The sequence below is a fragment of the Paenibacillus pasadenensis genome (genome assembly GCF_023715725.1).
GTDB lineage: Bacteria > Bacillota > Bacilli > Paenibacillales > Paenibacillaceae > Paenibacillus_O > Paenibacillus_O pasadenensis_A.
Window position 1 is genome coordinate 76,535 of the sequence record NZ_JAMBOT010000012.1, and the last position, 21,278, is coordinate 97,812.

Consider the following 21,278-nt stretch of genomic DNA (forward strand, 5'->3'; position numbering starts at 1 on the left):
TAAACCCTGTAACACCTGCTCCGCGCAAGCAAATTCCATCCTAACGCGCCGTAAACGCCTCAAATCCTGTCCGGGAACCCGAACAGGATTAAGAGTTAATTTCTATGCCAAGTCAGCAGAGGCTTATTTGCCGTTTCCGCTTACCCAAATCACGTTGTCTTCCGCTTGGCCGTTAACCGGCCACCAGAAGTAACCGTCCTGCTCCAGCAGAGCTTCCGCTTCCTTCGGTCCCCAAGATCCTGCAGGATACGAGCGCAGGTCCTCGGACGACTCGCGCCATGCGGCTGCGATCCGGTCAACAAATGTCCAGGCTGCCGCTACTTCGTCCCAACGGGTGAAGTACGTGGAATCGCCGCGCGCCGCATCATAGATCAGAAGCTCGTAGGCTTCTGGAGTGTTAATGCCGATCTGGCAGCTTTGGCAGAACTCCATTGCTACCGGTTGAACCTCGTTGTCAGATCCAGGACGTTTGGCGTTGATCTTAAGATAGATGCCCTCCATCGGATTGACGCGGATAACAAGCAGATTCGGGCCAAGGTTATGGCGTTTCGCGAACAACACGTTGTCAGGAACGTTTTTGAACTCGATTACAACCTCGGTCGTTTTGACCGGAAGGCGTTTGCCTGTACGGATGTAGAACGGCACTCCCGCCCAGCGGAAATTGTCTACAAATACTTTTGCTGCAAAATACGTCTCCGTTGAAGAAACCGGATCTACCTTTTCTTCTTCACGGTAACCTGGAAGATCCTTGCCTCTGCTGCTGCCGGCCGAATACTGACCGCGAACGACATGCCCGCGCACATCCTCGCTGTCGCCGAACTGACGCAGCGAACGAAGCACCTTCACCTTTTCGTCGCGCAGGCTTTCCGGATGCATACGTCCCGGAGGCTCCATCGCGATCATCGTAATCATCTGCAAAATATGATTCTGGCCCATATCGCGCAGCGCGCCGGAATGATCATAATAACCGCCGCGCTCTTCAACGCCGACCGTCTCCGACAGCGTAATTTGCACGTTGGCAATATGATTTTTGTTCCAAAGCGGCTCGAACAGCTGGTTGGCGAAGCGTAACACCTGGATGTTTTGCACCATCTCTTTGCCGAGGTAGTGGTCAATCCGGTACACTTCTTCTTCTTTGAACACTTGGCTCAGCTGGCTGTTCAGCTCACGGGCCGATTCCAGATCGTAGCCAAATGGTTTTTCGATAACGAGTTTATGCCAGCCTTTGGACTCCAGCAGGCCACCGTCACGAAGGTTGAACGATACCGGCCCGAACAGCTCCGGCGCAAGCGCCAGATAGAAGAGGCGGTTTCCGTTGATACCGAATTTTTTGTCCAAGTCGGTGGACAAACGATCCAGCTCGCGGAAGCCTTCTACATTATGAATATCGAGCGGCATGTAAACAAAATGCTCCGCAAAACGCTCCCACAGCTCTTGATCGGTCGGCTTATAACGGCAAAATTCCTGAATCGACTCATAGATATCTTGACGGAACTGCTCGTTGTCGCGCGGACGGCGCGCTAGGCCGACAACGGCGAAATCCTCCGCCAGTTTGCCTTCTTTATATAAGGAAAACAGCGCCGGGAACAGCTTCCTCCGCGCCAGATCGCCGGTGGCTCCGAACAGATAGTAGACCGCGCCTTCGGCGGCTGTCAGTTCCTGTTTGTTAGAGTAGTTCATGTTCCTCATTCTTTCGTCGTAAATTTTGGTTGGATCGGGTTGATATGGTATGTAGTGTATCATATCGATGCTTCAACCGCTATTGATCTCACCTAATCTTCATGGTCGCTTCACGTTCCTTCATGTTGCACATCCAACGCCTCTCCTGAAATTAGCGGTATACCGATTGTCACAGCAGCATCAGCCGGCTGTTTGGCTGCAGTTTGGGGCAGCCTTTCTGCAATTTGCAGGCTTGCTTCGGACTCCCGATCTCCTAGATCTAGACGGATTGACGCATCCACGCCATTAGAGGCATACGTACGAATTAGAACTGCTTCATCCCGATACTCGTCCAAACTGGATGCGCCCGCCGCTTGCCCTATCCTTTGCACGCTGTCCGCACGAAGCTTTTGCCCGCTCAGCCTTAAGCTTAGCAGCGGCTCGGCTGCCGTCCCGGTATCGTGGACCAACTCGCGGATTTTGACGTCGATGCTCTCCAGAAGGCTTCGCTGAACATGTCCGGCAGGATAGAACCTTAGAATCGTCAGTACCTGATCCGCTGCATCTCCGCCTACCTTGACGGCCGCTGCAGTCATTTTTCCGCCTGCCGTCTCATGGTCCGCCTGCCATAGAATGCCCGAATGACCGTCTGACTCATTCTCTTCCGGCTTTAAATCTGATTGAGGGATGCCGAGCCTTTCGGCTAATCCGCCTGCGTCCGATTCAGTCAGGCCTTTCACGATCCATTTCAGCTCCCAGCTGCCGTTTGCAGCCCCGCCTTGCAGCTCGCCGTCCGACCAATGCCATAACCGCCCTATATCCTGCGCCGAAGCAGAACGGATCTGCTCCGCTTCCACAGGACGATCCGGCAGACTCCAGCCAAGAGAACCGCTAGCACCGGCAGAATAAAGGGTAGCCAGCATCGCAAGCAAAAGCCCGGCTGCGACAATTCCGATTGCCTGCAGCGGCCGTTTGCGCTTCGCGCCTTGTGGAGGGTTCATGAATCATTCCCCTTTCACTTATAAGAAATGGGTGTTTGACCATACGCATGAGCTCATAGGTGAATATACTGTCGTCATCAGCCTAACTTTGCCCGAAAGGATGAGCCTAACATGGTTCCGATCAGGATTTTGCATGAAGATTATATTCGGCCTTATTGCGGATTGCCCGTATGCTTGGTGCTCCAGGATGGTACCCGGCATACCGGAGTGTTGTCGGCATGCGGTGATGGACAAATTTATTTGAATGGCGGAGAAAAACTTCAGAACGGCAGTATTCCAAAAGCAGGAATTTCAGCAAAATCAGCCAAATTGAAAAAGAAGAAATCGAAAAAGTCTAAAAACTCCTCTGCCCGTAAAAACAAAGCGGTTCCGTTTGGTCCTGGTTATCCATACGGATCCGGCGAAAAGCCTTTAGCCGCCGTTTCTGCAATAGCACAGCCCGCCCGGCAAAGAGCCGCGATATCAGCGGCATACTCTCCGTTTGGATTCGGTGGAAATCCACTAGGATTCTCGCCTTTCCGTAATGGATTCGGAGGGTTTTCCCCAATTCCTCCCAACCGCAACGAATTTGGCTATTATGGCACCGCCTTGGCCGTCAGCTTGGCCGCGCTTGCCTTTCTGTTTTTGCTTGTTTAATTCAGCAACAAAAAAACAGCCCGCAGCAAGTTCCCGAATGGAAATGCTGCAGGCTGCTGTTTACATATCGACCTGAAAAGGGTAATGGATAGCCGTGTTTCGCTGCACCGTAATTAAAATTCCACTAAAGGAGAATTCCCATAGTGAACAGCATTCAACGGCTTCGCCCGCGCTCACTGGTTGAGCGTTCCGCTCCTGTACAGCGAACCGCTCTCCAGGCTGATTCCGTAATCCGGGGACGGCAGCTGGAGCTGCAGCTGCATCCTTTTTATGAAGAAGCTCGTTCCCGCGTTCAGCGTTCTATGGAAGATACGGCTCGCTGGAGCGAGGAGGTTAATCGCGCTTGGCAGGCCATTCGCCGGATGAGAGAACGCCGCCGCAGTCTGCATCTGCGCTTTAATCCCGACTTGAACGGAATTACCAATACGGTGTTTGAGCTGGAGGAGCAATGGAATTCGCTCGGCCTGCTTTATTTTCGCTGCAGCGCAAGCCTGGCCTCCTATGTAGAAACGGAGCTCCGCCGATTGCATGAACATCCGGCAGGAAGCAAAGCCGGCTTCTCCGGTCTGCCGGAAGGGCCTTGGCAGGTTGATCGCATTCGGCTGAGACGACTGCTGGAGGAGCAGCCGGATGGTGTAATCTCCGCGTTATTTGATGCCGAAGGATTGCTTCCGTGCGCAGAAGAGATCCTCGCTGGTTATATGCAACAGCCTGCCCGCGCTCTGCTGAGCAGCTCCATTTCGCTGCCTTATTGCCCTTACAACGAGGATGGCATGCTGGAGGACCGATTGGCAGCACAGAGCTGGCTGATTCACGAAAGCATCTAGGCGAGTACCACCCGCTTATTCCAAGGCCAGATCATGTTTATGCGCATAAATGGCGGCTTGCGTCCGGTCTTCCACACCAAGTTTGTTGAGCACATTGGTCACATGGAATTTCACCGTTTTGATGCTGATGAACAGCTTGTCCGCAATTTCTTGATTGGACAACCCCTGCGCCACAAGCTTCAGCACATCCATCTCCCGCTCCGTAAGCTCCTCATGCGGAGCTTTTTGCATGCTTTGCTTCGGCTGGCGGAAGCGGTTCATCATTTTTGCAGCAACCTGGGACTCCAGCACGGACTGGCCGCGTGAGGCGGCGCGGATCGCTTCCGCAATTTCGCTCGCCCTCGACGTTTTGAGCAAATAGCTGAACGCACCGGCCTCAATAACCGGATACAGCTTGCTGTCATCCAAATAGCTGGTCAGCACAATCACTTTAGTGTCCGGCAGCTGCTCCATAATCTGGCGCGTCGTTTCTACGCCGTCCATCTCTTCCATGACAAGATCCATCAGAACGACATCCGGCGTATAGGCCAATGCAAGCCGCACACCGTCCCTGCCGTTGCCCGCCTCGCCTACAACTTCAATGCCTTCCTCTGTATCCAGTACGGCAGCGAGTCCGATTCGCACCATTTCATGATCGTCTACTAACAGCACGCGCACCGACTGCGCTGGCCCTTCTTCCTTGCCAAGCGCTCTGCTCATACGCCTAACCCCTTTCCGTCCTCAATCGGCACCCACATTTCAATGGCTGTGCCTTCACCTGGAGCCGTCATAATAGCAATGCGGCCGCCCAGCTCGTGAATTCGCTCTTCCATCGTCAAAAGGCCGTAGGAAGCCTGCTTCTTTTCTTCTTGATCGAATCCGGTCCCATTATCCGTAAAGCTTAGCTTGGCCATTTGTCCGTCTCGTACTAGAGTTATGTCCATTTTGGATGCCTTCGCATGGCGGAGCGTATTGGACAAAGCTTCCTGAGCGATGCGAAACAGATGATCCTCAGCTGTTGCGTGGAACAAAATGCTGCGATCAACCTGAATGCTGATGTCCATCGGCACTTTAGCCTGCAGCTCGGAAACGAGCCGTTCCAGCGCCTGCGCCAACGTTTTCCCTTCCAGATGAACCGGCCGCAGATGCAGCAGCAGCGCCCTCATCTCGGATTGCGCCACTGCAGCCATCTCTTCAATGAGCTGAACCTGTCTGCGGGCGCGCTCCCAATCCTTCTCAATCGTCCGGCTTACCGCCGTCGCCGTCATCGAAATAGCGAACAGCTGCTGGCTGACGGCGTCATGAAGCTCGCGGGCAAGCCGCTGGCGTTCTTCAATGACAGCAGTAAATTTCACCTGCTCCCGCCAATCCTCCTGCGCCTGCTGCTCCTGCGTCTCCGCTTCCGACTGCTCGCCGGAGGATGGAATCGTAATCGCCTTGCGTCTGCTCTGCTGTTGATTTAGCTTACGCAGCGTTTCGCGAAGCCGTGTCGTCTGAACGGTGCTTTTAAGAGCCACTGCCGCCAAACCGACCGCAATTATGGAGAGGCCGTAAAGGGCGGCTTTACCCTGCAGCGCGAAAAACTCCACATAACCGATTCCCTGCAGCAAAATAAGCAGCAGCCCCAATATAATAAGCAGCCAAATCAGAATTTCCATGCTGTTGCGCCGGTTTGTTTCTCTTTCCTGTCCCGGAGGTTTTTTGACCGCCAACTTCGAATCCCCCTCTCTATCTCTACTTTAACGCTTCATGCGGTGTCTGGACAAGCAGGAGCCCCCCTCAAGCAAAACAAGCCCCGACAGGCAGCTGTAGCTGACTGAACAGGGCTTGCTGATGCGATTGCTTAACGATTCCTGCCCGATTGCAGGCCCTCAAGGGCCTTTTAGTTATCGTCGGAGGAGTTTTGCTCCGCCTGCGGAGGGTTCAGCTTGTTTTTGAGCTGTTGCAGCTGCTCTTCAACTTTAAGCTGGTTCTCCGGCTTAACCTGGGAACGGTACGCTCCTGTTCCTGCTCCTGGACCGTAAGGCGTACGCATAACATCAGCCTCGGCTTCCATACGCAGAATTTTCTCCTCCATGCGGTTGAAGCCGCGGGACGCGCTGCCGTTATCCAGATTATTTACCGATGACGTTTGAGAAATTTGCTTTTTCGCTTTTGCCATCTGAGCGCGTGCTACGAGCTCATTACGCTTGTTGCGCAGCTGGTAAAATTCGTCCTTCATGCCGTACAGCTGATGCTTGAGGTCTTCGGCTTGAGCTTTGGCATCCCCATGGAGGCGGCTGAATTCTTCGGTTTTTTCTTCGAAGTACAGCTTCTCCTCCAGCAGTGTGCGGGCCAGATCCTCTTGTCCGGAGCGCAGAGCGGCTTCCGCCTTGCTGTCGCGGTCAGCTGCGCTGCGCTGAGCCTCTTCGTGACGCTGCTGCATGCGGCGCTCATTAGCCATTTGTTTGGCAACGGTCACCTCTGCCTGATGAATCTCCTGCTCCATATCACGCAGGTACTGATTCAGCATAACGACCGGATCTTCCATCTTATCCAATACCTCGTGCATCGACGCCTTCGTAATATCTTTCATCCGTTTGAAAATACCCATGTTGTTATTCTCCCTTCTCGTACTTCGAAAGTTTGGCTTTTACTTCTTCAAGCTCCTTGCGGAGCGCTTTTTTCTCCAGATCGTCCATCATTTTGTCCAGCTCTGACGCCGTCGGCTCCGTCTCCGCACCCCACTGCTGCCCGGCATTGCCGCCGTCGAATTGCGACGGGTTGCGGTAAGGGCCGCCATAAGGACCTTGCTGGCGTCCTCTTCCTTCACCGCGGCCGAAGCGCGGCTCCTGGTACCCTCTGCCCGGATCGTTGTAACCGCCGTATGGGCCAAAGCCGCCTGGCGGATAGTCGTTATAAACCGGCTCCTTCGGAATAACAAGGGCAGCCAGGATGTACACTAAAATCACGGCGCCGCTTGTACAGATCGTCAAAATGATCACTAGAATACGCAGCAGATTGGCATCTACGTTGAAATAATCGGATAGTCCGCCGCAGAGCCCGGCCATGATTTTTTTATGTCTAGACCGGTACAGTTGCTTCATGATCGGTTAACCTCCTTGTCCTAGCTTGCGTTTCAGCTGCTCCAGCTCATGCTCGACAGCCGCATTTGGAACGCTGGCGCGTCCATGAATGGATTCCGGTCCGCCCTGTCTGAGCTCGCGCAGGCTGCGCGCCTCATGCTCCATGCCGCTGATCCGGTCATCGAGCCTGCGGAACATGCCTTCCGGCTTGCCGCCGTTAAGTCCAGATCCCGTTGAACCGTAACGCGAGTTCATGCGCTGCTGAAGCTTCAGCGACTCCATGCGGGCGGAGTAGTATTCGCGTTTATCGTATACAATCTGATACTCGCTGCGCATCTCCTGCAGCGTATGTTCGAGGTCTTCCATGTTGAGACGGCTTTGCTCGTACAGCTCTTTATATTGGGCGGCGCGCTCATCGGCAGACGCCTTTTCGTGAAGCGCGATGCGAGCCAGCTGCTCTTCTCCGGCTTTGAGCGCCGTGACTGCTTGCTGCTCCCGCTTTTCCTTTTGCTGCTCCGCCTGGAGCCACTGCATTTTCAAATGGTGGCTGTGCGTGGAATATTGGGAATGGAGGCGTTCCGACTGAATGATCTCTTCCCGGGTCGCCCACAGGAATTGGTCGATCAGCTTAACGGGATCCTCCGATTTTTCAAGATGCTCGTTCAGGGTAGCCAAGGTAATATCCCGGACTCGTCGAATGATGCTCATCGTTTTAATCCTCCTCGTAAGACGCTAGTGCGAAAGGTTGGCTTCGTGCGGTTAGTAGGAACGGTTATCCTTAATCTTGGCTACGCCCCATACGATCAGTCCGATCGCCAGAAGCGCCAGGATCAGACCGGAAAGCTTGCCAAGCAGCATGATTGCGCCGATAAAGGCCAAGATGCCGCCGATCAGCCGGTTTCCGTTTCTCCAGCCGATGTAACCGAGGCCGAGCAGAATTACAGGGAACAACAGGGATACGAGCCAGCCAATCACATGGCCGAGGCCGAGAAATTTCATTGCGACCAGGACACCTGCTGCAATCAAGATCAGGCCAAGCGTGGAATTCTTTTTCATCGTTGATTGTCACCGCCTTCCAGACTTAAGTAGTAGTCGTTTGCTTATGTCCTTATTCTAGGTTAGATTCCGTCTTCTCAAAACGGACCTTGGAACGTTTCTCGACCTGGACTCAGGTCGGGGCAAGACTCAGCCCAATGCCGCAATGCAAGGCCATCCGCTCCGTCAATTAACGAATTGCTTCTTTTTGAATACATGAACTCGGCCCTTGCTATCCTTCACGGTAACGGACAAAGTCCATATTCCGGGGCTATCGAGATATTCCCCTGAAGCCAAATAGGTGTATTTGTCGAAGCCCTCATAACCAAAGGGATCCGGACCTCCTTCCTTAAAGGAAAAAGGCAGCTGGACCTTTGCCCCTTCCTTGCTTAATTCAACTGCGGCCTCTGCCGGTTTTCCCATTCCTGTAGGAAGCCATGCGTCCAGCCTCGCTTGCTCTGTTTGAGGAATAATACGCAATGACATATGAGCCTCCGTCCCCATTACATGCCAATAGAACGGCTCAGCCTCACGGGATGGGGAGCTGACCGACAGAATTGAAGCATGGGCAATCAGAAAAATCAGAAGGAGGATATTCAAGTGAAGAATGCCGGGTTTAATTATGTCCTTGGAGCGTGAATAGACGTAAACCATTCCAGCGATAACCAGGGGAATAAAGAGCCTGATGGGTGAGAACTCGCCTTGCAATAGCGCTATCAGCTCTGGAAAAAGAATAAACAGAAGGCTGAACAAAGCCCAGGACATGAACCTGTCCGTTAGCGATTTCAACTGAACCGTCGCCAAGCCCGCATGATTTTGAGCGGATAACCACAATCCGAGCCCTCCGCCTAACCAGATAAGCTGGCCGCAGAAGCTCATGGCGGCAATAATTAACGGGGCTATGTTCTCAAAGCCGCCCAGCTCCCGGTTGTTGCCGGCTGCAACCGTAGTAATCAGAATTATAGACAGGAATATTTTCACACTGGCAATCCGGAAGGAAGACTCTGATCGTTCAAAAGCGATTACGAGCCAGACTGCGCCGACAATAACCTTCGTTATGGAAATCCAATCGAAGCCGCCTGATAGAATCGCCGCATAAAGAACTGCTGCTGCAGCGATTCTTTCCAGACGAATGATGGTTCGGAGCTCGACCTTAGCTTGAACGACCGGCCAAAGGCAGCTTCTGAAATAAAAGATCCCGAGCAGCAGCATAATGGAAAATACATCTATAAACCGTTCCGTTATGGCAAATATTCTGGGGAACTCAATGGCATACTCAACCTGCATCCCGCACCGCCTCCACAGCTAAGATTCTGGACAAAAATTCACCAAGCCCAAGGGCTTTTGGACAGCCCCAGCAGCTGGGCAAACTTTTCTCCTAACGTCTCTTTTGCTGTCGCCAGCTTATCCGAAGTGCAGGCTGAATCTGCCTTGTAGCCCGATTCCTTTACCCAAGACCAATCCACTTCGGCCAGGTTATTCGTCAGGTTGGCTTCATCGAAGCAGGGAGGTGCGATATAAGTCTGATTTGTATGGTCGGCTACCATGCGGGTGCCGCCAGGCGGCTCAAAAGAAAAGGGAATAATAAAAACAATAACCGCAATAAAAACCAATCCGAAGGCAGCTCCAATTTTCATAAGCATCAGTCATGTAATGTCCCTTCTGTATCATCTCTTTGCTATTTTATAATAGCGGTATTTTTTGAGAAGGCTCAGAAGAGCTATCTGGCTGCCTTATTTATTTTAATTTTTAATCTTGCATTTCAGGCTTCTCCGACCATCTGCCATTCAATACGGGATCACTCAACGATGCATGGGGCAGCTGCGCTTTTGCCAGAACATGCAACAACTGCTCGTCGGAATGTTCTTCTCCATTCAGCAAAAGCAAATCCCCGCTTCGATTTTTATTCAATATACCGGGGGTTAGTGGAATAAGCTTGGCAAAAAAGGATGTGCGCAGACGGCTAAGCATGGAGAATGTCGCCCGGTGAGAATACAAACGTTCGCCATAACGGCTTGCCGCCCGCAGCAGGCCGGGCAATTTGACCATCGGGGTGAGGACAATCAATGTATACAGCGGCGGTCATGCCTGTCACCAGCTTACTCCACAGCACTGATCAATTGCCATTTCTAACAGCCTCCTTTCAAACTCTGTTCCATTATTGTGCTTTGCTCAGGCTTGCTAGCCGTTACACAGCATTTAGATCAGGTTTGGAAACTCTTCTTACACCTTCGCCTCATCTTAGCTATGTGATTTGATTCATTTGAGAATTTTTTCACAAAGTAAGATGTTGTGCCCGCAGAATTATGAGAGATTGCAGATCGGACAAACCTGCTTAAACCTGATAATTAAAATTATATCTTTGTCTCTTAGCAATTCAATCGCTGACACGCCTTTGTCCCTAAACGTTAAAGAAAGGGTCAACACTTTCTGAAAACTTGGTGAAAATACGGAAAGCACTCGAAAGAGCTATTGATTCCTGCAGCCGTTAAGTGGTAACTCAAAAGAGAACCTCCGTCCCGAATACAGACGGAGCGGGGAATTGGCCAGCCTGGAGCGGCGTATCGGCGCTCGCATCCGGATCCAATTCCCGCTCTTTCTGCAATGCTTGTATTATGCGTACAGGTTCAACTTACAGCCATTCATTCCCCAGAGCCAGGCTCGACTTCTCCAATAAGGCTACCGCTGCCGGCTTCCTTGATTTCAAAATCATCAAAATAATAGGTCAGCCTGGTCGTCCCGTTGCCAATCCGCAGCTGAATAGATGCATCCGCCGTGTCGTTGGAGCCGGTATAGGTGTAATTCATTTTCAGCTGCCGCCATGTCGTATCCACCGGCGTATTTTTAGCGACATACCCGTATCTCGGCGTTCCCGCTCCGTGATCAAGAATGATTTGGGCTACATCGGCGCCTGCCGCCAGTTTAACCCAAACGGATAATTCATAGGTTTTATTTTTTTCGAGCGCCACCTTCTGCAGCGCTGTCCCGTAGTTGCCTGTCACCGTCACTTTGGCGGAGCCGGCGCTGTTATGGTAAGTGTCCGCCGTCACCGTCAGTCTGGAAAGGGTGGCGTTCATTGATGTCCAGCCTAAAGTGTTGTACTCAAAAGCTCCGTTATTGAGCAGATTGGTCTCTGCCGACTGATCCGTCGTATACCGGAAATCCAGTCCGGCGTATCCGCCTCCGGCAATCGGCTCTCCCAAATAATGGTTTACACGCGGCTTTTTATCGTCGGAAGCATAGATTGGACCGTCTATTGAGCCTATTTCCGGCTGCGAAACGGAAATTCCGCCGCTTATCCAGCTGTCCCCGCCGTAATTTTCTTTGCTGACAAGATAATACGATCTTCCGGGAAATAAACGCACCGGCTCATAAAGCTGCGCATAGCGGAAGTCCCCCGCCTGCGCCCCGTCCGGCCTTACTTTGGCCTCCGTGACCAAAGCTTTTGTGTTGGCATCCAGCAGCCGGAGCAGATGGATTTCAGAATTTCCCGCCTCGAACTTTCGCCCAAGCGCAGTTAATACAATGGGCGTACTGCCAACAGTAAATTTCATGCCTGCATAACCGCTCCAGCCGCCGCGCGGCTCACCGCCTGATAGCGACTGCACGAACCCCGACGTATTCTCCAAATCGACCGGAAGAGGGTCGGGCTCCGGTTGAGGCTGCGTCGTTACAGGCTCGGGAAGCAGGATAGGCGCAGGAGTGTCGGAACCGCCGTTTTCGTATAGGAAATCGAGTCCGACAAAGCTGTTTCCTCCGGGGGGGCTTTCTTTGTAGGCCGAGCCCCAAACCCCGATGCGGGCAGTCGCTACCGAAGCGGTCGAAACTATCATATCGCTGTCATACCACACATCCTCTCCAACCTTTTCCTCGCTCATCAGATAATAAACTTTATTAGCCTCCAGTGTAATGGCTGCGGGAAGCTGGACGTAGCTGAAATCTCCGTTTGCCGACGCGTCGGACAGATTAAGCTGAACGAGGCTGCCCGGAAGATCGGCGCCCGTGGCCGCATCCACGATTTTCATCCGGTGCAGGCCGTAACTGCCGGGCAGGTTGACGCGTCCAAGCGCTGTCACAACAATGGGGTTGCCGGCCGTCTCCAGCTTCATGCCTACCCAGCCGCCCCATTCGTTGCGAAGCTTGCCCGTTTTATCGATGGATGTTATAAAGCTGCTTTTTCCGGCAAAATCAACCGGCAGCGACGGGGACGGTTCGGGCGGCTGCGGCCGCACTAGCTCCCCGGAATCCGGCACTGCGGGAATAATATCGCGGTAAGCGCTCTCAATTCCCGCCGCCGCAATAATCGCCTGCCCTCCGGCAGGCCAGCTGCCGTCCGGAACATATACCGTACCGGAAATTTCACTATTGGTTCCCATATTCACCTGCTTGCGGCTATCCGTATACGTGGACCGCACTTTATTATTGGTGGATGGATTAATGAAGATTGGAATAGCAGCGTACTCGATGACATTGTTCTCCGCCGTGATGTTGCTGCTTCCCTGATCCAAATAAATAGCGCCAAAATTATTTTTCTGACCTTTAATGTAATTGCCTGTTATCGTTATATCGTAGGAAGTGCCAAGCATATAAATAGAGCCTCCGTCCACCAGCTCCTGCATCGTATGATGAATGTAGTTATTGCGAATGACATTGTTTCGGTTGCTCGTATCAACATCCCCCCACCCCCAGCCAAGCGTAATGCCGGAATAGGGCACATTCGATATTTCATTATTGGCGATTTCGATATTTTGCGGATAGTCTGCAAAGATGGCAACGCTTGAGCGATATTCAACGCCTATCCGATAAAAAAAGTTATTGGAAATGATATGGCCTTTCTCCAGCTTGCCTATATCCAGCGGATTATAATGATCGGGATTGCGCATATCCACTTCCCCAATCTGAATTCCGCTCCCGGATAAATCCATGAACACATTGCCGACGATGCGGTTGCTCTGGCTTCCGCCCGACATATTAATAGCCGCACTGCCAAGCTGCGAGAAACGGTTGCGCTCAAACACAATGCTGCGGCCCGCTATAATCTCCACGGCGGCAGGCGTTAAGCTTTCCGTCGTGATGCCTGTGCCGGGATCTTTCCGGCGCAGCACATTGGACTGGACATCGGGAAGCCCTTGCGCGCTGCTTGGTTCAAGCCAGGTGGAATATTGAAACCCTATCCCCCTGAACTGGATGTTATGAACCGGCTCGGCTTCCGTTCCCGTAATCGTTACAAGCTGCTCCAGCTTAGGAATAGTTATCTGCGCGGTGCCGGGATCTTCGCCCGGACTGGGGATATAGTAGAACGTATCGCTGGTACGGTCCAAGTACCACTCGCCCGGTTGATCCAGCAATTCGTAAGCGTTTTCATAATACCAGGGAACAGTAGCCGAGGTGGAGCCTTTGCTGCGCAAAGCATACCAGCCCGGCTGTTTCATTTTGATCAAAGCTTTCCCTTCCGACAAAGTAATGCTCTCTACAGTGCCACGCGGATTCGTCCACATTTGCTTGAATACCATTTCCATGTCGCTTTGATTGCCCCAACCCGCAAGCTCTGCTGCCGAAGTGCTCAATCCGTTATCGTCATGCGCGGCGTCCGGCAGGCCGCCTTCGCTTCTGGCTCTAATCGCGCGTATCCCATCCACGTATAATTGTCTTGTTTCCGCATCGGCGCCTGCCGCCGCGCGGTAAATATTTTTTGCTGCATCATGCAGCTCCCAGCCGCTTATCGTTTGATCTCCGCTCAACACGGGCGATTCGCCCGGATAGGCTTCATAAATGACGTTATAACCGTTTTGCCCGGAATCCTGCGCCGTAAAATCAACCGTTTCAGTCAAGCGAAACGCACCGCCGCGCAAGTAAACGTGAAGATCCGCCCCCATGCCGGCAGTCATTCCGCGAACTGCATCACGCGCTTTCTTCAATGTCCGAAATGGAAGCTCAACCGTTCCCGGATTATCGTCGTTACCTTGAACGGCGTCCACATACCAAGCACCTTCAGACAAAGCCTCGGCTTGATCTGCCTGCCAAACCGGCATCAACCCCAGCATCATACTGACAACAACTGCAATTTTTATCCATTCGCCGCGTTTCATCGTACTCCTCCTCTATAATGCTTTATAACGGCGATAAACCATGAACCGCGCATGCGGCATCCGCTTATGCATACGCGGACCCTTACAGCGTCATTGCAGCATAATTCCTGAAAGCTCTAGCGCAGGGAAGTCCATCGCTTTTCCATTAACAGACATGTAGCGCACTCCTTCACTGAACGGGCTGTATTCCAGCGCCAGCTCCAAGCCTTCCCGACTGAACTTCACCGTCCGGGTAATGCGGTATCTCGTATGGACGCTTGACGAAAGTGAATCGCATACGGATGAAAGTGCGCACCGCTCCCGAAATGACGCAAAATCTCCGTCCTTCTCCCCGCTCCCTACCTCCACGGCAAAACCGTTGCATACGCCAAGAAGCTCCTCTGCGCTAAAATTTCGGGCAGGTCCCTCATAGTTAATCAGAGCTACCGCCAAAAAACCTCCTTGCCTTGTGATGGATATGCCCATGTTCCTTCCCAAATTTGAAATCTGCAAAGGATGGACAGCGATATAGACAGGCCCATCCTTGACATAGATGGAGCATAAACTCGCACTCTCCCCCTTTTCCCCCGCAACGGGCTGTTCGCCCAAATAAATCTCATCCGGCACAGCGCCATCGTCGCCAAGCGTCAAATAAAGCTGCAGCGCCAGCCGGCGTATGCCTGATTGCAGAAATGTTTTCGGCTTATACACAACAACAGCCGTATTTTCATGCTGAAGCGCTAATTTCCGGCCTTCGTCGTTCAGGATGTTCATGGACAGGCCTGCTTCCTTGTCATCGCTCACATATCTCGCAAAAACGGTGCCGACATCATTAAGCTTTCGGACAGGAGCGGAGCGTCTGTACAATAAATGAAAGGCATCCGTCTGCATGCCGTTATGGAATTCGCGGGTAGAGGTTCCTAACGCATAATTGTCGGTCATATAAGTGTGGATCAGCCCTTCCGCAGCAGGATATTCATAGACACCTTTGACGCAAAGACCGGGCTCTGCATCCGCGCCGTAATCGCTTGAAGGGCTGCAATCGAAGGCGGCTTTAAATGTAAACGGATACGTTTTATGCAGCAGCATATCGACCAAGCGGGTTGGACAATGAAAGTCGGCTATCATCCGCATAGCGGCAGAAATGCGCTGCCCCGTTGTCAACGACTCGTAGTTCCACTCGGTATCTGTCCCGTATTCCGGCAAACGCTCCCCGAGCAGCGACAGCAGCATATACCGGTTGGAATGGATTCTTCCCGCCGAATCCCTCATATAAGCGCGCGAGTACGGCCCTGCATGCTGAAGAGTTTGGGGATGATAATGGCCGAGCAGATCAAGCCAGGTTCTCTCCTCCAATTCAAGCGCAAGGGCGACGACCGCTTCATTCCGCACCCACGAGGCAATTTCTGCAAGCGCATAAGCGTGAATGGGCGTATAGGTAGGACTGTTGAATTCCGTGGATACACCCCGCCGCCGAAGCAGCTCCTTAAACTGCAGCAGACGTTCAGCCCCCACCCGAAATGCCGCTTCATCATGAAACATTTGACCGGCAATCAGGCAGATAAAGGATGCCATCGAAGGAAAATTATCGTTTACTCCAACGTAATCCATGTCGTTGCCCAAGAAATGAGGAAGCTCGTTTGTTACATACTCGCCAAGCCGTTCCTTGGCATCAGGAGCAAGCAAACTCATGTCTCGAACTAAAATCTGCAGAGCGATCATCGGAGCAAAATGGCAGAACTTATAGCGGGACTCCATAATGATGCGGTTTGCTGTTGCAGACGCCTCGCTTCCGCCATGCTCCAGGTAGATCAAGGCCGTCCATAATCGCTCGCGCAAATCATCGACCATAGACAGCTGCTTCCAAAGCGTGCCGTCATGGGCCATATGCAGCGTGTCGGCTGCCACTCTTGCGCATATAACGGCCCTCCGCTCGCGCTGCCCTCGCAAATCGTAATAAAGCGCTTCTTCCATGCCGAACCCCCTCTCCCGTCAAGACTCCATTCCCAGGTCATGCTCCAGCCCTTCAATCAGCATCAGCAAAACCATCGATTGGCCATAAGGCATCGGGCAGACCGGAATATCTTTATATTCCTGAAGCGTTCGGCCCATGCTCGTGCCATACGATACGCCCCGAACGATTCCATATTCGTCAATTTGCTCACTGACTGCCCGCCATGCTCTAATTCCGGTCTCCTTGTACGCGTTAGGCAAATATCCTTTCCTAACCGCTTTGAGCAGGCCGTATGCAAATGCGGCCGTGGCCGATGTTTCCGCATAGGACGACGGATCGTCAAGCAGCGTATGCCACATGCCATCCGAATTTTGCAGCAGCGACAACGCTTCGGCCTGTTTTTCCAGCGCCGAAAGAAGCACCCCCTTCACGCCTTCAGGAAGCTCGATCATGTCAAGATAATCCACCAGCCCTGCTGTGTACCAAGAATTCCCCCTTGCCCATAATGCCTCCGCAAAATGATGCTTCTCCAGGAAGGTCCAGCCGTGGAACAGCAACCCTGTCCGCCGGTCGGTCAAATACTTTAAATGCACCAGAAACTGGCGGATACTTTCCTGGATATAAGACTCGTTGCCAAGCAGCACGCCCATTTTTGCGATAAAAAGCACGGTCATATACAACGTGTCATCCCAAATTTCTCCCGGATTCAACTCCCCCGATACGGTATGCTGAATGGCATGCTCTCCCGTTCGCGGCATTTCGCACATGGCATACTCGGCCCATTCCTGGCATACCCGCAAATAAGGTTCGTGCTTCGTTTCCTCGTAAAGGCAAACAAGCGCCAGCATAGGACACATCGTGTTGACGTTTTTGGGCGGGAGCCCCCGCTCCAGCTGCGAATCGAACCAGTCTGTCAGCTGCTGCAGCAGCTCGGGGCGTTTTGTTCTCCGGTAATATAAATAAATCGCAAACAAACCTACGCCCTGCGGCCATTCCCAGTTGTCCATCGACACGATGCCAATCGGGCAGACTTCCTCCACAGGACTTTGCAAATGTTTCATCTGCTCCATGACCTTCCGGATTTCCCCATCCATCTTAGACAGATTATCGGCACGCATATTTATTTGCCCGCACCTTCTTCCCCTCTGAAGTACCCTTACCTTATGAGAAAAGGGCCCCGGACAAAATAAACAATACTCGTGGAGCCATGCACAATTGTTATGATCCGGGAAATTGTAGACGCGGAAATTCATGTTTATGGACGGTTGCACGGGGCTTTGCTAATGTGGCCGTAAGATGACATCATCCCCCCAAAGAAGGTGACAGGATGCAGCACACCGCTCTGGACAAAAACAGCCCGCTCCCTTTAAAGGGCAGCAGGCTGAGCACCAAACAAATTCAAAAAAGAAGGAGATTCAAGAAAAATATCCCGTGGTTGATCATGTTTGTCCCTGTTGTCGCATACTACATTATTTTCAAATACATCCCAATGGGCGGGAACATCATCGCCTTCAAAAACTACAACTTTACGGATGGCATATGGGGTAGCCCTTGGGTGGGAGTGGATAATTTTAAGCTGTTGTTCACCGATCCGCTCGCTTTTGCAACGATTCGAAATACATTCGTAATCGCCTTTCTGTCCATTGTGGTCAACTTCCCGTTCCCGGTTCTGCTTGCCCTGATGTTTAACGAGGTGCGCAAGCAGTGGTTTAAAAAGACCGCCCAAACCTTGCTCTACCTTCCCCATTTCCTCTCCTGGGTCATTGTCGGCGGGCTGGTCATCACTTTATTTGCGCAAGAGTCCGGCACCGTCAATCATCTGTTACAACAATGGACGGGCGAAACGTTTCCGTTTCTTTATAAACCGGCTTCCTGGCTGGCACTGTTTCTCGCATCCGGGGTATGGAAAGAAGCCGGTTTTGCCGCCATTATTTATTTGGCCGCCCTGGGCAACATTGATCCAAGCCTGTATGAGTCAGCCGCTCTGGACGGAGCGGGCAAAATGCGGAAAATATGGCATGTCACACTGCCGGGAATTCGCCCCGTCGTCGTCCTCATGCTGATTCTCGGCATGGGCAGAGTGATGGATGTCGGCTTTGATCAAGTGTACAACCTGCAAAATCCGATTGTGTCCAACGTCTCCGAGGTCATCTCCACCTATATTTACCGGATGGGCCTGCAGGGAGGGCAGTTCTCGCTCACTGCTGCCATGGGGCTGTTCGAGGCCGTCATCGCTCTTGCGCTTATACTGGCCACCAATGCGGTCGCCCGCCGGTTCGGTCAAGGATTATGGTAAGGAGGAACAGGAATGCGCTTAACCCGAGGCGAAAAGTGGTTTAATCTGCTCAATTATGTTCTGCTTTCGGCAGCCTCGCTTACGTGCTTGCTGCCTCTGGTCAACATAGGGGCCGTTTCGCTGAGCAGCAACGAAGCCATTCTGTCCGGCAAAGTTTTTCTATTGCCCGTTGAATTGAATGTTCAAGCCTACAGCATTCTGTTTAAAGGCACACCCGTGCTTAATGCGTTTGGAAACAGCCTGATTCTTACTGCGGTAGGCACAGCTGTATCCATGCTGCTTACTTTTTTGGCAGCGTATCCGCTATCCCGGCCGGACTTTTACAACCGCAGATTTTTTACGCTGGCTATTGTATTTACAATGATTTTCAGCAGCGGAGTCATTCCTCAGTATTTGCTGGTCAAATCGCTTGGTTTGATCAACAGTTATTGGGCGATTTGGCTGCCGGCCGCCATCAGTGCCTACAACATGCTCATTATGAAAAATCATTTCGAGAACCTGCCTGTTGAGCTTGAGGAAGCCGCCCGTATTGACGGAGCCTCGGAGCTGCGTTTTATCGGCAAAATCGTGCTTCCGCTCTCTATTCCGATGCTTGCCACGCTCTCCCTTTTTTATGGAGTAGCCATGTGGAATAACTTCATGTCCGTACTGATCTATATCAATGATGCGAATAAGCTGAATTTGTCCGTGCTTGTGCAGCAAATGGTCAGAAGCCAATCGCTGGCCCAAGATTTTGCGCTGCGTCCGGAGGATATCGCCCAGTCTACGCCGGAGGGCGTAAAATCGGCGGGTGTCATGGTCATGATTATCCCTTTGCTGCTGGTCTACCCTTTTATTCAAAAATATTTCGTTAAAGGTGCCATGATAGGCGCTATTAAAGGGTGAAAACCTGATTCCATCAAAGGAGGCGTTAAACCTGAAGAAAATATCTGGAGGGGGCGGCATATCAATGATAGTGTCCAGAAAAACATCTTCCGCCATGTTATTGCTGCTGTTGGCCGGCATGATGCTGCTCGGCGCTTGTTCTTCCAATGAAACCAATAACGGGGGAAAATCGGACGGACAAGGGGCAAGAGGAAAGATCACGTCCACCATTTACGACAGGGGCGGCGTCGCACCGGAAGAAGGCACCATGATCTCCAACCGATGGACCAAATGGATTAATGAACACAGTCCGGTGGATGTATCGTTTGTAAGCGTGCCGCGCTGGGAGTCCGCCCAAAAGCTGAATACGCTGTTTGCATCCGGAACGGCTCCCGATTTGATTTTGGAATATGATTCGGTGATTAAAAACCAGCTTTACACCCAAAAGCAGCTGCTTCCCTTGGACGAATATATCGAAAAAAGCACTGTCTACAAAGGAATGCTCGAAAAATATCCTACCCTGCGCAAGCTGGGAACGAAAGATGACGGCAAGCTTTATGAAATTGGACGAATCAGCGATGTTATTCCTCAGCATATCATCTATATTCGCACCGATTGGCTCAAAAAGCTGAATCTTGAAATGCCGAAGACGACAGAGGACTTTTTCAATGTTGCCAAAGCATTCTCGGACGGCGATCCCGACGGCAATAACAAAAAGGATACCTATGGCGTAAACCTCAGCTTTGTGGGCATGATGGGCGTTGACGCCATGTTCGGCACCATTTTTAACGCCAATGACAAAAATCCGTGGATTCTGGACAACAACGGCGATTTAACGCTTGGATGGGATCGGGTAGAGGCCGCTCTTCAATTCAAGAAAAGGCTTTATGACGCGGGAATCGTAGATAAAGATTTTCTGACCGACGGCAAGGGAGATAAAGCCAAGCTCGATTTTACGACCGGCAAGCTTGGCATTTGGGGCTCCAATGGACCGGATGCCGTCGCTTACAGCGCCTTAAAACAAAACGTTCCGGATGCCGAAATTGCAGCGCTGCAATTGCCGGAAAGCCCTTTTGGCTCTTTCAGCCCGATTATCGGCACCCCGATTTCCATGAATGCCGTCGTTAATGCCCAGGCCAAAAACCCTGCGGCTATTATGGAATACATCGACTTCATGATGTCAGAAGAAGCAACAATGGTGCTGAACAATGGAATCGAAGGCGAGCATTACAAACTGGGAGACAACGGCTGTCCGGCCGTTATCGATCCGGAGAAAAACAAAATCGAGAAAAATTACAGCGGCGATTTTGCCATGATTACAGGCGGCATAACCGGCAAATGCGCCTCCTACAACCTGCTGCTGAATCCAATCGAACCGAAAGAGCAGACCGTCGAAGGCAAAGCCGCCTATGAAATTTCCAAACAATTCGCAGCAGCCTATCAATCGGCTTTTGATGCCTACCTTGATCCGTCCAGGCCCATGGTCAGCGTCATTCCAAACGCCGCCCTGCCCTCATTGCCGCAAACGCTGCAAATCAATCAAACCAATGGCTTCAAAACCGTTTACGACATTATTGCCAAAAGCATCATTTCCGGCGGCAGCTATACCGCCCAGCAAGCTATCCAGGACGCAAAAGCTGCCTGGCAAACATCAAACGGAGCTAAAGTCGAAGCCTTTATGAAAGAGTGGTATGCGCAGAACAAAGACAAAACGCTGCTCACAAAGGACTATTACGATTTCATTAAGAAATAATAATGCAACAAGGATCCAAAATCGAGAATGCACCTTCTAAACAGGCACAACTCCTTTTGTCGATCGCGGCAGAAGGAGCTGTGCTTTTGCCATACAGATGAAGTTGCCGTTGTTCTTCTTGTTTGCAGAGCGTGCTGTTCC

The 21,278-nt window shown here is 51.9% G+C and carries 18 protein-coding genes and 1 pseudogene; 5 read left to right on the forward strand and 14 right to left on the reverse strand.

Going from position 1 to position 21,278, the window contains the following annotated elements:
• Positions 1-123 precede the first annotated feature (123 nt).
• Entirely contained in the window at positions 124-1,680 is a 1,557-nt protein-coding gene (gene zwf, locus M3223_RS20325) for a glucose-6-phosphate dehydrogenase (protein WP_251565042.1), read from the reverse strand.
• A 110-nt stretch (positions 1,681-1,790) separates the two neighbouring features.
• Entirely contained in the window at positions 1,791-2,660 is an 870-nt protein-coding gene (locus tag M3223_RS20330; protein WP_251565045.1) for a hypothetical protein, read from the reverse strand.
• Positions 2,661-2,771: 111 nt separating this feature from the next.
• On the opposite strand from M3223_RS20330, the gene M3223_RS20335 reads away from it, so the two are divergent.
• The gene (locus tag M3223_RS20335) at positions 2,772-3,296 is read left to right on the forward strand and encodes a hypothetical protein (RefSeq protein ID WP_251565048.1); all 525 of its coding nucleotides are present in this window, start codon (positions 2,772-2,774) and stop codon (positions 3,294-3,296) included.
• 143 nt (positions 3,297-3,439) lie between these two features.
• Positions 3,440-4,123 (forward strand): hypothetical protein, encoded by a 684-nt coding sequence (locus tag M3223_RS20340; protein ID WP_251565050.1) that lies wholly within the window; start codon positions 3,440-3,442, stop codon positions 4,121-4,123.
• Between the two features lie 15 nt (positions 4,124-4,138).
• Here the strand turns inward: M3223_RS20340 and M3223_RS20345 are convergent, their stop codons facing one another.
• The 12 genes and pseudogenes from M3223_RS20345 to M3223_RS20400 form a co-directional block, all read right to left on the reverse strand.
• Complete coding sequence (locus tag M3223_RS20345; RefSeq protein WP_251565052.1) at positions 4,139-4,822, reverse strand: response regulator; 684 nt, start codon at positions 4,820-4,822, stop codon at positions 4,139-4,141.
• A complete protein-coding gene (locus M3223_RS20350; RefSeq protein WP_251565054.1) occupies positions 4,819-5,814 on the reverse strand; it encodes a sensor histidine kinase in 996 nt (331 codons plus the stop codon). Before M3223_RS20350 ends, M3223_RS20345 begins: the two co-directional genes overlap by 4 nt.
• 170 nt (positions 5,815-5,984) lie before the next feature.
• On the reverse strand, positions 5,985-6,695 hold the full coding sequence (locus M3223_RS20355) for a PspA/IM30 family protein (RefSeq protein WP_251565056.1): 711 nt from the start codon (positions 6,693-6,695) through the stop codon (positions 5,985-5,987).
• Between the two features lie 4 nt (positions 6,696-6,699).
• Entirely contained in the window at positions 6,700-7,188 is a 489-nt protein-coding gene (locus M3223_RS20360; protein WP_251565058.1) for a PspC domain-containing protein, read from the reverse strand.
• 6 nt (positions 7,189-7,194) lie between these two features.
• Positions 7,195-7,875, reverse strand: a complete 681-nt coding sequence (locus M3223_RS20365; protein WP_251565060.1) for a PspA/IM30 family protein — start codon at positions 7,873-7,875, stop codon at positions 7,195-7,197.
• Positions 7,876-7,926: 51 nt separating this feature from the next.
• The gene (locus tag M3223_RS20370; RefSeq protein WP_251565063.1) at positions 7,927-8,223 is read right to left on the reverse strand and encodes a hypothetical protein; all 297 of its coding nucleotides are present in this window, start codon (positions 8,221-8,223) and stop codon (positions 7,927-7,929) included.
• A gap of 165 nt (positions 8,224-8,388) precedes the next feature.
• Positions 8,389-9,489 (reverse strand): hypothetical protein, encoded by a 1,101-nt coding sequence (locus M3223_RS20375; RefSeq protein WP_251565065.1) that lies wholly within the window; start codon positions 9,487-9,489, stop codon positions 8,389-8,391.
• A gap of 38 nt (positions 9,490-9,527) precedes the next feature.
• Positions 9,528-9,845, reverse strand: coding sequence for a hypothetical protein (locus M3223_RS20380; protein ID WP_251565067.1), 318 nt, complete (start codon positions 9,843-9,845; stop codon positions 9,528-9,530).
• 238 nt (positions 9,846-10,083) lie between these two features.
• A pseudogene (locus M3223_RS20385) lies at positions 10,084-10,284 on the reverse strand (thiol reductant ABC exporter subunit CydC); the annotation flags it as partial.
• 560 nt (positions 10,285-10,844) lie between these two features.
• Positions 10,845-14,291 carry a carbohydrate binding domain-containing protein gene (locus tag M3223_RS20390; RefSeq protein WP_251565069.1) on the reverse strand — a complete coding sequence of 1,149 codons (3,447 nt, stop codon included), beginning with the start codon at positions 14,289-14,291 and terminating at the stop codon, positions 10,845-10,847.
• Between the two features lie 90 nt (positions 14,292-14,381).
• Positions 14,382-16,244 (reverse strand): hypothetical protein, encoded by a 1,863-nt coding sequence (locus M3223_RS20395; RefSeq protein WP_251565071.1) that lies wholly within the window; start codon positions 16,242-16,244, stop codon positions 14,382-14,384.
• Between the two features lie 18 nt (positions 16,245-16,262).
• Complete coding sequence (locus M3223_RS20400) at positions 16,263-17,342, reverse strand: glycoside hydrolase family 88/105 protein (RefSeq protein ID WP_251565073.1); 1,080 nt, start codon at positions 17,340-17,342, stop codon at positions 16,263-16,265.
• Between the two features lie 209 nt (positions 17,343-17,551).
• On the opposite strand from M3223_RS20400, the gene M3223_RS20405 reads away from it, so the two are divergent.
• The 3 genes from M3223_RS20405 (at position 17,552) to M3223_RS20415 (ending at position 21,137) form a co-directional block, all read left to right on the forward strand.
• Positions 17,552-18,520, forward strand: coding sequence for an ABC transporter permease (locus M3223_RS20405; protein WP_251565075.1), 969 nt, complete (start codon positions 17,552-17,554; stop codon positions 18,518-18,520).
• Positions 18,521-18,532: 12 nt separating this feature from the next.
• On the forward strand, positions 18,533-19,405 hold the full coding sequence (locus M3223_RS20410; protein WP_251565077.1) for a carbohydrate ABC transporter permease: 873 nt from the start codon (positions 18,533-18,535) through the stop codon (positions 19,403-19,405).
• Between the two features lie 64 nt (positions 19,406-19,469).
• On the forward strand, positions 19,470-21,137 hold the full coding sequence (locus M3223_RS20415; protein WP_251565080.1) for an extracellular solute-binding protein: 1,668 nt from the start codon (positions 19,470-19,472) through the stop codon (positions 21,135-21,137).
• Positions 21,138-21,278 lie beyond the last annotated feature (141 nt).

What these genes read in the sequence shown, in the direction of transcription:
- zwf (WP_251565042.1), bottom strand. Translation starts at nt 1,680, where the DNA reads ATGAACTACTCTAACAAACAGGAACTGACAGCCGCCGAAGGCGCGGTC.
- M3223_RS20330 (WP_251565045.1), bottom strand. Translation starts at nt 2,660, where the DNA reads ATGAACCCTCCACAAGGCGCGAAGCGCAAACGGCCGCTGCAGGCAATC.
- M3223_RS20335 (WP_251565048.1), top strand. Translation starts at nt 2,772, where the DNA reads ATGGTTCCGATCAGGATTTTGCATGAAGATTATATTCGGCCTTATTGC.
- M3223_RS20345 (WP_251565052.1), bottom strand. Translation starts at nt 4,822, where the DNA reads ATGAGCAGAGCGCTTGGCAAGGAAGAAGGGCCAGCGCAGTCGGTGCGC.
- M3223_RS20355 (WP_251565056.1), bottom strand. Translation starts at nt 6,695, where the DNA reads ATGGGTATTTTCAAACGGATGAAAGATATTACGAAGGCGTCGATGCAC.
- M3223_RS20360 (WP_251565058.1), bottom strand. Translation starts at nt 7,188, where the DNA reads ATGAAGCAACTGTACCGGTCTAGACATAAAAAAATCATGGCCGGGCTC.
- M3223_RS20365 (WP_251565060.1), bottom strand. Translation starts at nt 7,875, where the DNA reads ATGAGCATCATTCGACGAGTCCGGGATATTACCTTGGCTACCCTGAAC.
- M3223_RS20370 (WP_251565063.1), bottom strand. Translation starts at nt 8,223, where the DNA reads ATGAAAAAGAATTCCACGCTTGGCCTGATCTTGATTGCAGCAGGTGTC.
- M3223_RS20375 (WP_251565065.1), bottom strand. Translation starts at nt 9,489, where the DNA reads ATGCAGGTTGAGTATGCCATTGAGTTCCCCAGAATATTTGCCATAACG.
- M3223_RS20380 (WP_251565067.1), bottom strand. Translation starts at nt 9,845, where the DNA reads ATGCTTATGAAAATTGGAGCTGCCTTCGGATTGGTTTTTATTGCGGTT.
- M3223_RS20390 (WP_251565069.1), bottom strand. Translation starts at nt 14,291, where the DNA reads ATGAAACGCGGCGAATGGATAAAAATTGCAGTTGTTGTCAGTATGATG.
- M3223_RS20395 (WP_251565071.1), bottom strand. Translation starts at nt 16,244, where the DNA reads ATGGAAGAAGCGCTTTATTACGATTTGCGAGGGCAGCGCGAGCGGAGG.
- M3223_RS20400 (WP_251565073.1), bottom strand. Translation starts at nt 17,342, where the DNA reads ATGCGTGCCGATAATCTGTCTAAGATGGATGGGGAAATCCGGAAGGTC.
- M3223_RS20405 (WP_251565075.1), top strand. Translation starts at nt 17,552, where the DNA reads ATGCAGCACACCGCTCTGGACAAAAACAGCCCGCTCCCTTTAAAGGGC.
- M3223_RS20410 (WP_251565077.1), top strand. Translation starts at nt 18,533, where the DNA reads ATGCGCTTAACCCGAGGCGAAAAGTGGTTTAATCTGCTCAATTATGTT.
- M3223_RS20415 (WP_251565080.1), top strand. Translation starts at nt 19,470, where the DNA reads ATGATAGTGTCCAGAAAAACATCTTCCGCCATGTTATTGCTGCTGTTG.